Raw genomic sequence first — 13,637 nt, forward strand, 5'->3', positions numbered from 1 at the left:
GCCGGAATCCCCGGCTCCCCGGGGATTCCGGCAGCCCGGCTCGCCCCGCCGGGGCTCACCGAGCGAGGTACTCCCGACCGACGGTGTTCTCGACGCGGAGCGACTTCTTGAGCATGTCGGCGATGAGCGACTCGACCTTGCCGGAGACGAGCGGCAGGCGGACGGTGATGGTCATCTCGATGTGCTCGGTGGTGGCGCCGGCCTCCTCCACGAGGCGGACGCTGCCGGACATCTCGCCGGGCTTGCCAGGGATGGTCACCTTCACGTCGCACTCGGTCGGGGAGGTCCAGGTCTCCTCCTGGATGATCTCGATCTCCTCGCCGACCAGCTTCTTGGCGAAGGAGGGGATGCCGGTGGCGCTCTGCCACTGCTGGATGCGCACGGTGGCGCTGTTGGTCAGGTCGCCCCCGGAGACGGTGACGTCGTGGCGCAGCACGCCGGAGCGGTCGCAGACCTCCTCGCGGAACGCGGCGTCGGTGAGCATCGCGTAGACCGCGCTCGCCGGGGCGTCGTAGGTCAGGTCGTGGGTGATCTGCTTGGCCATCAGGACCCCTTCAGGTACGCGGTGCCGACGGCCTGCTCGGCCTCGAGCCCGGCGACGATCTTCTCGGACATCAGCTTCTCCAGCTTGCCGCCGACGATCGGGACCTTGACCTTCACCTCGAGCTCCACCACCTCGCGGGTGCCGGATCCCTCGGGGCGGAGGGTGACGGTCCCGGTGACGGTGGTCGGCTTGCCGGGCGCCTCGATGTGCACCGTGCCCCCGGTGGTATCGGCCCAATCCTCGTGCTGCACCGCGCGGGTGGTCTCGCCGGCGAAGGTGCGCGCGAACGACGGCAGGTCGTCGGTGCGCTGCTCCTGGTCGACGGTCAGCGTGAAGCCGGTGCCGGTCCGCTCGAGGGTGACCTGGGCCGAGACGACCCCCATCGCGGTGCACACCGACTCGCGGAACACCGGGTCGGCGAGCATCTCGAAGACGGCTTGCGGCGGCGCGTCGTACACCAGGTCGTGACGGAGCTTCATGGCGCCATCATGGCCGGTCGGCCGCGGACCCCGGGCCGTGTTGAGAGCCAAGTCACGACGCCCTAGGGTCGTCGGGGTGTCAAGGGCGACGCAGGACCGGGACAAGGCCGACCTCATCGGCAGGACCATCGAGCTGGCAAGGACGGGACGGGGGAGCGGCGGGCCGCCGCGCGACGCGGTCGACGGCCTGCTGCGCGCCTACTACCGCCACGTCGCGCCGGAGGACGTGCTCGACCGCACCGAGGCCGACCTGTACGGCGCTTTCGCCTCCCACTACCGCCTCGCGGGGGACCGGCCGCAGGGCCGCGCCGCGGTCCGGGTCACCACCCCGACCGTGGCCGAGCACGGCTGGTCGGCGGCCGGGCGCTCGGTCGTCGAGGTCGTCGTCGACGACATGCCGTTCCTCGTCGACTCCCTGACCATGGAGCTCTCGCGCCAGCTGCGCGACGTGTACGTGGTGATCCACCCGCTCTTCGACGTCGTCCGCGACGTCGCCGGCGCGCTTCGGTCGGTGAGCCCGGTCGAGGACGGCGTCCGGGAGCCCGCCGAGGGCGCGGTCCGCGAGTCGTGGATGCACGTCGAGATCGAGCGGGTCGCCGACGACGGGGACGTCGCCGCGCTGGAGGAGGACATCCAGCGGGTGCTCGAGGACGTGCGCGAGGCGGTCGAGGACTGGTCGAAGATGCACGCCCGGATCCGCGAGATCGTCGCGGAGCTCGACGAGCGGCCGCCGCCGCTGGACCCCGAGGAGGTGCGGCAGGCCCGCGACCTGCTCACCTGGCTCTCCGAGGAGCACTTCACCTTCCTCGGCTACCGCGAGTACCACCTCGAGGAGCGCGACGGCCACGACCACCTGCGCGCCGACCCCGGCACCGGGCTGGGCATCCTCCGCTTCGACCCGCCGCAGGCCGAGGACTCCGGCCGGCTCCCGGAGAAGGTCAGCGCGAAGGCGCGGGAGAAGACGCTGCTGGTGCTGGCCAAGGCCAACTCCCGCTCCACGGTCCACCGGCCGGCCTACCTCGACTACGTCGGGGTCAAGACGTTCGACGCGGCGGGCGAGGTCGTGGGCGAGCGGCGCTTCCTCGGGCTGTTCTCCAGCGCGGCGTACACCGAGTCGCTCATGCGGATCCCGCTGGCGCGCGAGAAGGCCGCCGCTGTGCTGGCCCGGTCGGGCTTCGACTCCCGCAGCCACGCCGGCAAGGCGCTGCTGGACACCCTGGAGACCTATCCGCGCGACGAGCTCTTCCACACCCCCGTCGAGGAGCTCGCGCCCGTCGCCGAGGCCGCGATGCAGGCCCGGGAGCGGCGCGGGTTGCGGGTCTTCGCCCGCGTGGACACCTACGGGCGCTACGTCTCGGTGCTGGTCTACCTGCCGCGCGACCGGTACAACACCGCGGTCCGCGAACGGTTCGCGGCGATCCTCGTCGAGCAGCTCGGCGGGGAGTCGGTGGAGTTCACGGTCCGCATCGACGAGTCGACGACCGCGCGGGTGCACTTCGTGGTGCACCTGCCCGCCGAGGCGCGGGGGGGCCTCGGGGTGGACCGCCTCGAGGTCGCCGACCTCGAGCGGCGGCTGACCGAGGCCAGCCGCAGCTGGCGCGACGACGTCGCCGCCGCCGTGCTGGCCGAGCACGGCGAGGAGGCCGGCACGGCGCTGGTGCGGCGCTACGTCGGCTCCTTCCCGGCGGCCTACCAGGAGGACTTCGACGCCCGCACCGCGGCGATCGACGTCGGCCGGCTGGAGGCGATCTGTGGCGAGGAGGGCATCGACCTCGCGCTGCACGAGGTGCCCGACGCGGGCCGGGGCGAGGTGCGGCTGAAGATCTACCGGGTGGGGGAGCCGCTGTCGCTCTCGACGGTGCTGCCGACGCTCTCCTCCCTCGGCGTGGAGGTCGTCGACGAGCGCCCGTACGAGCTGACGGGGCTCGGGCGGCGCTCCTTCATCTACGAGTTCGGGCTGCGCCACGGCGGCGACCTGCCCGACCGGGCGCGCGAGCTGGTCCAGGACGCGGTGCGCGCGGTCTGGGACGGCTACAGCGAGACCGACGGGTTCAACGCGCTCGTCCTGGCCGCCGGCCTGAGCTGGCGGCAGGCGTCGGTGCTGCGGGCCTACGCGCGCTACATGCGCCAGGGCGGTTCGCCCTTCGCGCTCAGCTCGCTGGCCGCCGCGCTGGTGGCCAACGTCGACATCACCCGGCTGCTCGCCGAGCTCTTCGAGGTGCGGTTCGACCCGGCGTACGACGCCGAGGCGGCCGGCAGCGACCGCGACGTCCGGCAGGGCGAGCTGCGCGCGCGGGTGCTGCGCGCCCTCGACGACGTGGCCAGCCTCGACCACGACCGCATCCTGCGCTCCTACCTCGCCCACATCGGCGCGACGCTGCGCACCAACCACTTCCGCCCCGAGGGCGACGAGCCGGGCGGCGCCCCGCGGCGCTACCTCTCCCTCAAGCTCGACCCCTCCCAGGTGCCGGACCTGCCCGCGCCGCGGCCGAAGTTCGAGATCTTCGTGCACTCCCCGCGGGTCGAGGGCGTGCACCTGCGCTTCGGCTCGGTCGCCCGCGGCGGGCTGCGGTGGTCCGACCGCCGCGACGACTTCCGCACCGAGGTGCTGGGCCTGGTCAAGGCGCAGATGGTGAAGAACACCGTGATCGTGCCGGTCGGCGCGAAGGGCGGGTTCTACTGCAAGCAGCTGCCGGCGCCGGGTGACCGGGACGCCTGGCTGGCCGAGGGCCAGGAGTGCTACCGCACCTTCATCCGCGGGCTGCTCGACGTCACCGACAACCTCGTCGACGGGGAGACCGTGCCGGCGCCGTACGTCGTGCGCCACGACGAGGACGACACCTACCTCGTCGTCGCCGCCGACAAGGGGACCGCGACGTTCTCCGACATCGCCAACGGCGTCGCTGCCGACTACGACTTCTGGCTCGGCGACGCCTTCGCCTCCGGCGGGTCGGTCGGCTACGACCACAAGGCGATGGGCATCACCGCCCGCGGCGCCTGGGTCTCGGTGCAGCGCCACTTCCGCGAGCGCGGCATCGACTGCCAGGCCGAGGACTTCACCGCGGTCGGCATCGGCGACATGTCCGGCGACGTGTTCGGCAACGGCATGCTGCGCTCGGAGCACACCCGGCTCGTCGCGGCCTTCGACCACCGCGACATCTTCCTGGACCCCGACCCCGACGCGGCGACCTCCTTCGCCGAGCGGCAGCGGCTCTTCGAGCTGCCGCGCTCGAGCTGGCGCGACTACGACACCTCGCTGATCTCCGAGGGCGGCGGCGTGTGGTCGCGCTCGGCGAAGTCGGTGCCGGTCTCCGCGCAGGTACGCCGCGCGCTCGGCCTGCCCGACGACGTGGAGCGGCTGACGCCCAACGAGCTGATCCGGGCGATCCTGCGCGCGCCGGTCGACCTGCTCTGGAACGGCGGCATCGGCACCTACGTCAAGGCCTCCGACGAGCCGCACACCGCGGCCGGCGACAAGGCCAACGACGCGATCCGCGTCGACGGCCGCGACCTGCGGGCCCGCTGCGTCGGCGAGGGCGGCAACCTCGGGCTGACCCAGGCCGGGCGGATCGAGTACGCCCGCTCCGGGGTCGGCGGCGAGGGCGGCCGGATCAACACCGACTTCATCGACAACTCCGCCGGGGTCGACACCTCCGACCACGAGGTCAACATCAAGATCCTGCTCGACCGCGTCGTCCGCGCCGGCGACCTGACCACCAAGCAGCGCAACGCGGTGCTGGCCGAGATGACCGACGAGGTCGCCGAGCTGGTGCTGCGCGACAACTACGAGCAGAACCTCGCGCTGGCCAACGCCGCCGCGAACGCGACCTCGCTGCTCCACGTGCACGAGGAGTGGATGCGTCGCCTGGAGGAGGACGGGGTGCTCGACCGCGAGGTCGAGGGGCTGCCCTCCCGCGCCGAGGTGCGCCGCCGGCTCGAGCGGCGCGAGGGGCTGACCGTCCCCGAGCTGTCGGTGCTGCTGTCGTGGACCAAGATCGTGCTGGCCGACCGGCTGCTCGCCTCCGACCTGCCCGACGACCCCTACCTCGAGCTGGACCTGCGCACCTACTTCCCCCAGCCGGTCCGCGAGGGCTTCGGCCCGCAGGTCGAGAGCCACCCGCTGCGCCGCGAGATCATCGTGACCCAGGTCGTCAACGACCTGGTCAACGGCGCGGGGATGACCTTCGTGCCGCGGCTCTCCGGGGAGACCGGCGCCGACGTCGCCGACCTGACCCGCGCGAACTTCGTCGCCCGGGAGATCTTCGCCTCGCTCCCGCTGCGGCTGGAGCTGATGGGCTACGACAACCGGCTCGACGCCCGTGTCCAGACCCGGATGCGGATCGAGATGCGGACCCTCGTCGAGCGCGCCACCCGGTGGCTCATCGCCCACCGCCGGCCGCCGCTGGACAGCCGGGCCACCGTCGAGGAGTTCCGCGGGCCGGTCCAGGCCGTCGTCGGGCGGCTGCCGGAGCTGATGACCGGCCGCGAGCTGACCGCCTGGGAGGAGCGTCGCGACCGGCTGGTGCGCGACGGGGTGCCCGAGGACCTGGCCGAGCGGGTGGCGGTGCTGTCGCCGGCGTACGCCGTGCTGGGCATCGTGGAGACCGCCGCCCGCGAGGGGCTGGACGCGGCCGAGGTGGCGCGCGTGCACTTCACCCTCGGCGAGCGGCTGGGGCTCTCGGCCGTCGTCCAGCGGATCGCGGCGCTGCCGCGGCAGGACCGCTGGCAGACGATGGCGCGAGCGGCGCTGCGCGAGGACCTGCACTCGGTGCACGCCCAGCTCACCCGGCAGGTCCTGCGCAGCACCTCCGCCGACGACCCGGCGCCGATGCGGGTCGCGGCGTGGGAGGAGACCGACGGCGTCGTGGTCGGCCGCGCCGCCGCGACCCTGGAGGAGATCTGCGCCGACGACGCCGACCTCGCACGGCTCTCGGTGGCCCTGCGGGTCGTGCGGGGGCTGCTCACCTGAGGCGGCCCCGGCTGCGGCCCCGGCTGCGGCCCCGGCTGCGGCCCGGCTGCGGCCCGGCTGCGGCCCGGCTGCGGCCCGGCTGCGGCCGCGCCCTGGCGGTCGGGCGGGGCGGGGCCGCCTCTAGGCTCGCGGGATGGACAGGCTGGTGGCGGCGGACGGCTTGCGGGTCGTCGCGCTGGTCAGCCTCCTCGGCGGGCTCGCGGGCTACGGCTGGATCGCGGGGGCGGTCTTCTTCCTCGTGCTCGGCGGGACGATGGTGCCGCGGGCGGTCGGGGCGCCGGGCGCGCTGGACGCGACGTACTGCCTCACGATCCTGGTGGCCGCCTGGGCCGCGGTGCTCGACTGGTACCTCGCGGTGCCCTGGCTCGACGTCGTCGTGCACGCCGCGGCGACCGGCCTGATCGCGGCGCTCGTGCAGTTCGTGCTGGTGCGGGTGGGCATGGCCTCGGCCGCCGAGACCGCGCTGCGCCTGCCGCGCTCGGCGGTGATGGTGATGACCACCGCGACCGGCACCACGCTGGCGGTGGTCTGGGAGCTCGGCGAGTGGTTCGGGCACACCTACCTCGACAGCCGGATCCAGGTCGGGTACGACGACACGATGGGCGACCTCGCGGCCGGGATGGTCGGCGCGCTGGTCGCCGGGGTGCTGCTCGGCAGCGGGCTGCTGCTGCGCGGGGTGCGCCGATGAGCCGCGCCCGCCCCGCCCGGCCCGCCGCGCGCTCCACTGCCTCGGTGCCGACGGTCAGCGTCGTCATCCCCGCCCGCGACGACGGCCCGGCGCTGCGTCGCTGCCTGGAGCTGCTCGCCCGGCAGACCGTCGCGCCGCTGGAGGTCGTCGTCGTCGACAACGCCTCCACCGACGACACCGCCGCGGTCGCCCGCGAGCTGGGCGCGCGGGTCGTGGTCGAGCCGCGCGTCGGCATCCCGCCCGCCGCGGCCGCCGGCTACGACGCCGCCACCGGGGACGTGATCGCCCGCCTCGACGCCGACTCCCGGCCCGGGCCGCGCTGGGTCGAGCGGGTCGCCCGCCGGATGGCCGACCCCGGGCTGGACGCGGCGACCGGCGTCGGCGCCTTCCACGACCTGCCGTGGGGCGTGCGGCACGTCGCGGCGGCGGCGTACCTCGGCGCCTACTACGTGCTCACCCACCTCGCCCTGGGCCACACCGCGCTGTGGGGCTCGAGCATGGCGCTGCGCCGCTCGACCTGGGCCGAGGTGCGGGCCGACGTCCACCGCGACGACCCCGAGCTGCACGACGACATGGACCTGGCGTTCGTGCTCGGCCCGACCCGCCGGATCCGCCTCGACCCGATGCTCGCCGTCGGTGTCTCCGGCCGCAGCCTCCGCGGCCGCGCCCAGCGCCGCCGCCGGCTCGACCGGGCCCGCCGCACCCTCGAGGTCAACTGGGCCGTCTCGCCGCCGTGGCTGCGGTGGCGCGACCGGTTCTCGCGCTGACCGGGAGCCCTCTCCAGCGACAACGACGCCGCTCCAGAGGGCGGGTGCCGCGTGTGGAGCGACGACAGTGCCGCTCCAGAGGGCGCGTGGCGCGCGAGACCCGGCCGGCCTGGTCGTCGCGCGGGTGAGCGGCGGGAGTTTTGTCGGCCAGCCGGGAGGTTCATCGGCCAGCCGATGAAGCTGTCGCTGGGACGCTGAAGTTCCATCGGCCGACCGGGAGTTACATCGGCCGGCCGATGAAACGTCATCCCGCCGACCCCCGCGGCTCAGCGCAGCGCGATCCAGATGAACAGCTGGGTGATGAGGAAGCCGGTCAGGTAGTTCAGCCACAGGAACCGCCGCCAGCCGGGGTTGGCGCCCTCGCAGGTCTCGTCGGTGACGCGGAGGAACGGCGCGACGTTGGCGACGTAGGGCAGGACGAGCGCCGCGGCGAGCGTGCCGGGCCAGGGGAGGGCGAGCAGGACGAGCCCGGCGGCGACGTACGCCCCGAGCGCGAACCAGACGGTGCCGCGGGCGCCGATGACCGTGCCGATCGAGGCGATGCCGCCGGCCCGGTCGGCGACGACGTCCTGCACGGCGCCGAAGGCGTGCGAGCCGATGCCCCACAGGAAGAACCCGACGACCGCGGCCACCGTGGTCTCCTCGACCGGTGTGTCGGCCAGCGCGAGGCCGAGCACCGCCGGGCTGACGAAGTGGGTGCTGGAGGTCAGCGAGTCGAGGAACGGGCGCTCCTTGAACCGCAGCACCGGCGCGGAGTAGGCGACGACCGCGAGCACGCTCACCAGCAGCACCAGCCGGGCGACCCCGTCGCCGACGGCGAGCAGGTAGACCACGAACGGCAGGTTCGTCAGCACGGCCGCGACGATCGTCAGCCGGTGCACCGACCGGTCGAGCACGACCCCCTCGACGCCGCCCTTGCGCGGGTTGCGGATGTCGGACTCGTAGTCGAAGACGTCGTTCACGCCGTACATCAGCAGGTTGTACGGCACGAGGAACCACAGCGCGCCGAGCACGAGGACGGCGTCGACGGCCCCGCCGGCGAGGAGGTACGCCGCGGCGAAGGGGTAGGCGGTGTTGACCCAGGAGAGCGGGCGCGAGGACGCCAGCACCTGGCCGACCAGCGGGAGGGGGCCCCGGCGCGGCGCACGGTGGCCGGCGGATGCGGTGGCGCCCACGGTCATCGATCCTCCTCCTTCGACAGCAGCAGCCACAGCGCGGGCAGCGCCAGCACCGCCGCGAGCGGCCAGGCGAGGTCCTCGACCGGAGCCTTCCACAGCAGGAACGCCGGTTCCGCGCCCTCGCCGTACCGGAAGAGGTCGGCGGCGATCATCAGGCTGTCGAAGACGACGGTCAGCACGAACAGCGCGGCCGCGGTCAGCCCGGTCGCGGCCCACCAGGCGGCGCCGGGACGGCGGCGGACCACCGCGACGGCGAGCAGGACGGCCGAGAGGGCGAGGAAGATCGCGGCGAGGCCGGCGTAGGTCATGCGCCGCTCCGCACGCGCGGGGCCAGCACGAGGCGGAACAGCTGGTGCAGCACCATCGTGAGGTAGCAGAGGAAGACGATGAAGAACAGCTCCTCGAGCGGGAGCTCGGGGGCGAGCTCGATGCCGGTCATCGCGTCGGACTCGCCGCGGTGGTACATGTCGGCCTCGATCGCGATCAGGTCCCACACCAGGAACAGCACGGTGCCGGCCGCGACCACCGCGACCGCGCGACCGGCGGCGCAGGGGCGGAAGAGGAACAGCTGCCAGCGGCGGTCGACCAGGCCCATGCAGACGGTCGGGACGATGATCGAGAGCAGGTAGAGCGCGCTCACGCGGCCGGCTCCGACGACGGCCCGGTCGAGCGGTCCTCGCGCAGCCGCTTGAGGACGAGCTCGGCGGAGATCAGGCACATCGGCAGGCCGATGCCCGGTCGCGTGGCGTACCCGGCGTAGAACAGCCCCTCGACCTTGCGCGAGACGTTGCCGGCGCGGAAGAACGCGCTCTGCTTGAGCACGTGGCCGGGGCCGAGCGCGCCGCCCTGCCAGGAGTTCAGCCCCTCGGCGAAGTCGGCCGGGCCGATCGTGCGGCGCACCTCGACGCGGGACGCGAGGTCGGGCACGCCCGCCCAGGACGCCACCTGCTCGATCGCGGCGTCGACGGCCTTCTCCACGGCCGGGTCGCCGGCCCCGTCGTCGCCGCCGCGCCCGATGCCGGGGTCGGCCGGGACCGGGACGAGCACGAAGAGGTTCTCCTTGCCGGCCGGCGCGACGGTCTCGTCGGTGGCGCTGGGCCGGCAGACGTAGATCGACGCCGGGTCGGGCACCCGCGTGGCGTTGCCGAAGATGTCGTCGAAGTTCCCCCGCCAGTCGGAGGTGAAGAACAACGAGTGGTGGGCCAGCTCGGGCAGCGCGCCGTCGACGCCGAGCAGCGCGAGCACCGCGCCGGGGCCGGCGTCGCGCTTGCGCCACCAGCTCTCGGGATAGGTCTGCAGCTCCGGCGGCAGCAGCCGGGTCTCCAGGTGGTGCAGGTCGGCCGCCCCGACCACCACGTCGGCGTCGAGCTGCGCGCGGGCGCCGGTGGCGTCGACGTACGTCACCCCGGTCGCGACCGCGCGACCGCGGCGCCCGCCGGGCCGGGTGCGGACCTCCTCGACGGTGCAGCCGAGGCGGATCCGCGCGCCGTGCTGCTCGGCCAGCCGGGCGATCGCCTCGATGAGGGTGGTGAAGCCGCCGCGCGGGTAGAGCACGCCGTCGGCGAGGTCCATCCAGCTCATCAGGTGGTACATGCTCGGCGCGCGGTCGGGTGAGGTGCCGAGGAAGACGGCCGGGTAGCCGAGCACCTGGCGCAGCCGCGGGTCCTCGAAGCGCGCGGCGACGTGGCTCTCCAGGGACCGGGTGAGCAGGCCGGCGAGGCGCGGGCCGTTGCGCAGGATGTTTGCGCTCAGCAGCGAGGCCGAGGACTCGAAGGTGGTGTAGAGGAACTGCTGGACGGCGAGGTCGTAGACGTGGCGGGCGGAGTCGAGGTACGCCGCCAGCGCGCCGCCCGCGCCGGGCTGGACCGACTCGAAGAGGGCGATGTTGGCGTCGCGGTCCGCGGCGATGTCGAGGTGCTCGTCGCGGCCCTCGAAGAACACCCGGTAGCCGGGGTCGAGCCGGACCAGGTCGAGCTGCTCGGCCGCGCTCGTGCCGAGCATCGCGAAGAAGTGCTCGAAGACCTCGGGCATGAGGTACCACGACGGCCCGGTGTCGAAGCGGAACCCCTCGGCCTCCCACGAGCCGGCGCGGCCGCCGATCTCCGCGCGCTGCTCGAGCAGGTCGACCGACCAGCCGTCGGCGGCCAGCAGCGCGGCGGTCGCCAGCCCGGTGATCCCGCCGCCGACGACGACGGCGGTGCCCGGCGCCCTCATCGGGCCCGCCGGGCGAGGGTGCGGGCCAGGACGCGGGCCTTGGCCGGTCCGGGGACGCGGACGCGCTCGGTGCGGATCCGCTCGGCCGGCGTCGCCCGCAGCCGCACGCACAGCTCGGCGAAGAGCCCGTGGGCCAGGGCGACGGCGCTGCGGCAGCCGGCCGGCAGCTCGCGGATCGCGAGGTCGGCGGCGGCGAGGTCTGCCTCGATGTCGTCGAGCAGCAGGTCGCGCGTGCGGTCGTCGAGGGCCGCGGGGTCCAGGCCGGGGAAGTAGTGGCGGCCCAGCTGGCCGTCGTCGGAGGCGAGGTCGCGCAGGAAGTTGACCTTCTGGAAGGCCGCGCCGAGGCGCCGGGCGCCGGGCGCGAGGCGGTCGTACGCCGCCTGCGGCTCCGGCTCGTGGGCGAGGAACGCCCGCAGGCACATCAGGCCGACCACCTCGGCCGAGCCGTAGACGTAGCGCGCGAACGACGCGGCGTCGTGCTCGCCGCGGAACAGGTCGGTGCGCATCGACTCGAAGAACGGGTCGACCAGGGACCGGTCGACCCCGCACGCCCGGGCGCTGCGACCGAAGGCGTGGACCACCAGGTTGGCGCTGTGCCCGGTCGCCATCGCGGAGCGGACGTCGGCCTCGAGGGCGTCGAGCACCCGGGCCTGCTGGGCGCGCGACCCGCCCGGGCGCGGGGCGTCGACGACCTCGTCGGCGACGCGGACCATCGCGTAGACGTTGCGGACGTGGGTGCGGACCGGCTCCGCGAGCAGCCGCGTGGCGAGCCCGAAGGAGCTCGAGTAGCTCTTGATGACGACGGCCGCGGCCGCCTCGGCCACGCGGTCGTAGTCGTCGGCCGGGCTGCTCGCCCGGTCCGCCTCGCGGGCGGTGCCGGTGCGGTGGCGACCGCGGCCCGTCCGGCTCGTGGGGATCGCGGGGCCGGCCGCGGACGTGCGCGGCCCCGGGTCATCGGCGGCGCCCGGGGTGCGCTCCATGGCGGTCATGCTGCTCCTCGGGTCAGGGTCTGGGACATGTCGCCCACCCAGGCGACGAGAGCGGCGGGCAGGCCGAGCTCGGCGGTCTGCGCGGTGGCGGCCTCGACGTAGCCGGCCGCGAGCTGCTCGACGAAGGCCCGGGATCCACCGACCTCGAGCGCGCGGCGGACGTCGGCGGCGCCGGCCGGCCCGAGGTTCGGGTCGCCGAGGTGGCGGCGGACGACCGGCCAGGCGGAGGTGGTGCGGGCGTGGACGACCAGCGGGGTGCGCTTGCCCTCGCGCAGGTCGCCGAGCGGGGACTTGCCGGTGCGGGCCGGGTCGCCGAAGACGCCCTGCACGTCGTCGAGCAGCTGGAAGGCCAGGCCGAGCTGGCGACCCACCCGGCCGAGCCCGACCACGACCGCCTCGTCGGCCCCGGCCAGCACGGCGCCGTACTGGAGGGGGAGCTCGAAGGAGTAGACGGCCGTCTTGTGCTCCTCCATCGTGAGCACGTCGGCCAGCGAGGGCTCGGCCAGGCCCAGGGAGAAGCGGACGTCGGCGAGCTCGCCGGCGGCGGAGATCCGCAGCGCGGAGTCGAGCAGGTCCAGCAGCCGCGAGATCGTCGCCGGGGGAGCGGGCGCGGTCGCCACGGCGCGGACGGCAGCCGCGAGCGCGAGGTCGCCGGTGAGGACCGCGCCGGCCAGCGCGTAGGTGTCGGCGGCGGTGGGGGAGGCGCCCGCGCGGTGCGCGTGGGCGCGGAAGGTGCCCGGCGTGCTGGGCCGGCCGCGCCGGGTGTCGTCGCCGTCGATGACGTCGTCGTGGACCACGAACGCGGTGTGCAGCAGCTCCAGCGCGGCGGCGACCGCGGGCACGGCCTGGGGTCGCCGTCCGCCGAGCAGCCGGTGCACGCTCTCGACCAGCTGCGGCCGGAACCGCTTGCCGCCGGTCGTCGCGTCCGCGAGCGCGCGCGCGAGCGCCGCCTCGTCGGCGCCCGGCGCGGATCCCGCCGGGGGTGCGAGCTGCTCGTCGAGCGCGCGGCCGACCCAGTCGCCCGCGGGCTTCGTGGCAGGTGCGGCGGCAGGTGCGGCGGCGGGCGCGGGGGCAGGGCCGGTCTCGGTGGCGGGGGCGGTCACGTGGCCGCCCCGATGGTCGCGGCGAACCAGCCGGCGGCCTCGAGCTCGGCCGCCTGCTCGCGCAGCCAGGGGCTCAGCGCCCAGGGCGCGGCCTCGAGCGCGGCGCGGACCTCGGTCAGCGGCAGCCACACGCTCTCCTCGACCTCGTCGGGGTGGTGGCGGGGGAGGCCGTCGGTGCGGGCGGCGTAGACGGGGCAGATCTCGTTCTCCACGATGCCGCCGGGGTCGACCGCGCGGTAGCGGAACCGCGGCAGCACGCACCGCACGTCGGTGACCTCGAGGCCGAGCTCGTGCTCGGCGTACCGGTGGACCGCGGCGACCGGGTCCTCGTCGGGGCGGGGGTGGCCGCAGAAGGAGTTGGTCCACACCCCCGGCCACGTGCGCTTGGTGACCGCGCGGCGGGTGAGCAGCAACCGGTCGTCGGCGTCGAGCACGTAGCAGGAGAACGCCAGGTGCAACGGGGTGTCGGTCGAGTGGACGCTCGCGCGCGGCGCGGTCCCGCAGGGCCGCCCGTCGTCGTCGAGCAGGACGACGAGATCAGGGGTCGCGGACACCGTCACCGTACCCTCCCAGGTTGTGCAGCCGCGGGTCCCGAGGCTGCTGTGTCGGGCCCCCGAGGGCCCCTCCGGTGCGAGCCTCCGTTACCCGACGCCTCGGTGGCTCATGCCTACGGGTGAGGGGGCTCAGAGGGTTGTTCGGAGCCCTC

The 13,637-nt window shown here is 74.6% G+C and carries 12 protein-coding genes; 3 read left to right on the forward strand and 9 right to left on the reverse strand.

Translation table 11 applies throughout. The features are described from left to right. Positions 1-55 precede the first annotated feature (55 nt). On the reverse strand, positions 56-544 hold the full coding sequence (locus tag HPC71_RS05355) for a DUF2505 domain-containing protein (protein WP_154614085.1): 489 nt from the start codon (positions 542-544) through the stop codon (positions 56-58). Further along, entirely contained in the window at positions 544-1,023 is a 480-nt protein-coding gene (locus tag HPC71_RS05360) for a DUF2505 domain-containing protein (protein ID WP_171896240.1), read from the reverse strand. The genes HPC71_RS05355 and HPC71_RS05360 overlap by 1 nt, the downstream gene beginning before the upstream one ends. Positions 1,024-1,099: 76 nt before the next feature. Between HPC71_RS05360 and HPC71_RS05365 the strand changes: the two genes are divergently transcribed. The 3 genes from HPC71_RS05365 to HPC71_RS05375 all read left to right on the forward strand — a co-directional run bounded on the left by HPC71_RS05365 (position 1,100) and on the right by HPC71_RS05375 (position 7,447). Then, entirely contained in the window at positions 1,100-5,992 is a 4,893-nt protein-coding gene (locus HPC71_RS05365) for an NAD-glutamate dehydrogenase (protein WP_253943911.1), read from the forward strand. A gap of 133 nt (positions 5,993-6,125) precedes the next feature. After that, a complete protein-coding gene (locus HPC71_RS05370) occupies positions 6,126-6,680 on the forward strand; it encodes a DUF2238 domain-containing protein (RefSeq protein ID WP_154614088.1) in 555 nt (184 codons plus the stop codon). Continuing rightward, positions 6,677-7,447 carry a glycosyltransferase family 2 protein gene (locus tag HPC71_RS05375; protein ID WP_154614089.1) on the forward strand — a complete coding sequence of 257 codons (771 nt, stop codon included), beginning with the start codon at positions 6,677-6,679 and terminating at the stop codon, positions 7,445-7,447. The genes HPC71_RS05370 and HPC71_RS05375 overlap by 4 nt, the downstream gene beginning before the upstream one ends. Before the next feature lie 266 nt (positions 7,448-7,713). On the opposite strand, the gene HPC71_RS05380 is transcribed toward HPC71_RS05375, so the two are convergent. From HPC71_RS05380 to idi, 7 genes are read right to left on the reverse strand one after another with little or no spacing between them, the layout of a single operon-like run. Next, positions 7,714-8,622, reverse strand: a complete 909-nt coding sequence (locus HPC71_RS05380; RefSeq protein ID WP_216656554.1) for a prenyltransferase — start codon at positions 8,620-8,622, stop codon at positions 7,714-7,716. A gap of 2 nt (positions 8,623-8,624) precedes the next feature. Continuing rightward, positions 8,625-8,933 carry a lycopene cyclase domain-containing protein gene (locus HPC71_RS05385; protein WP_154614091.1) on the reverse strand — a complete coding sequence of 103 codons (309 nt, stop codon included), beginning with the start codon at positions 8,931-8,933 and terminating at the stop codon, positions 8,625-8,627. Continuing rightward, positions 8,930-9,265, reverse strand: coding sequence for a lycopene cyclase domain-containing protein (locus HPC71_RS05390; protein ID WP_171896242.1), 336 nt, complete (start codon positions 9,263-9,265; stop codon positions 8,930-8,932). Before HPC71_RS05390 ends, HPC71_RS05385 begins: the two co-directional genes overlap by 4 nt. Next, positions 9,262-10,839, reverse strand: coding sequence for a phytoene desaturase family protein (gene crtI, locus HPC71_RS05395; protein WP_154614092.1), 1,578 nt, complete (start codon positions 10,837-10,839; stop codon positions 9,262-9,264). The genes HPC71_RS05390 and crtI overlap by 4 nt, the downstream gene beginning before the upstream one ends. After that, a complete protein-coding gene (locus tag HPC71_RS05400) occupies positions 10,836-11,828 on the reverse strand; it encodes a phytoene/squalene synthase family protein (RefSeq protein WP_216656555.1) in 993 nt (330 codons plus the stop codon). Before HPC71_RS05400 ends, crtI begins: the two co-directional genes overlap by 4 nt. Then, positions 11,825-12,931 carry a polyprenyl synthetase family protein gene (locus tag HPC71_RS05405; RefSeq protein WP_171896244.1) on the reverse strand — a complete coding sequence of 369 codons (1,107 nt, stop codon included), beginning with the start codon at positions 12,929-12,931 and terminating at the stop codon, positions 11,825-11,827. Before HPC71_RS05405 ends, HPC71_RS05400 begins: the two co-directional genes overlap by 4 nt. Then, on the reverse strand, positions 12,928-13,485 hold the full coding sequence (idi, locus tag HPC71_RS05410) for an isopentenyl-diphosphate Delta-isomerase (protein WP_253943912.1): 558 nt from the start codon (positions 13,483-13,485) through the stop codon (positions 12,928-12,930). The genes HPC71_RS05405 and idi overlap by 4 nt, the downstream gene beginning before the upstream one ends. Between the last annotated feature and the right edge of the window lie 152 nt (positions 13,486-13,637).

It is taken from the genome of Nocardioides marmotae (assembly GCF_013177455.1).
GTDB classification, from domain to species: Bacteria; Actinomycetota; Actinomycetes; order Propionibacteriales; family Nocardioidaceae; genus Nocardioides; species Nocardioides marmotae.

What these genes read in the sequence shown, in the direction of transcription:
- HPC71_RS05375 (WP_154614089.1), top strand. Translation starts at nt 6,677, where the DNA reads ATGAGCCGCGCCCGCCCCGCCCGGCCCGCCGCGCGCTCCACTGCCTCG.
- HPC71_RS05360 (WP_171896240.1), bottom strand. Translation starts at nt 1,023, where the DNA reads ATGAAGCTCCGTCACGACCTGGTGTACGACGCGCCGCCGCAAGCCGTC.
- crtI (WP_154614092.1), bottom strand. Translation starts at nt 10,839, where the DNA reads ATGAGGGCGCCGGGCACCGCCGTCGTCGTCGGCGGCGGGATCACCGGG.
- HPC71_RS05370 (WP_154614088.1), top strand. Translation starts at nt 6,126, where the DNA reads ATGGACAGGCTGGTGGCGGCGGACGGCTTGCGGGTCGTCGCGCTGGTC.
- HPC71_RS05385 (WP_154614091.1), bottom strand. Translation starts at nt 8,933, where the DNA reads ATGACCTACGCCGGCCTCGCCGCGATCTTCCTCGCCCTCTCGGCCGTC.
- HPC71_RS05355 (WP_154614085.1), bottom strand. Translation starts at nt 544, where the DNA reads ATGGCCAAGCAGATCACCCACGACCTGACCTACGACGCCCCGGCGAGC.
- HPC71_RS05400 (WP_216656555.1), bottom strand. Translation starts at nt 11,828, where the DNA reads ATGACCGCCATGGAGCGCACCCCGGGCGCCGCCGATGACCCGGGGCCG.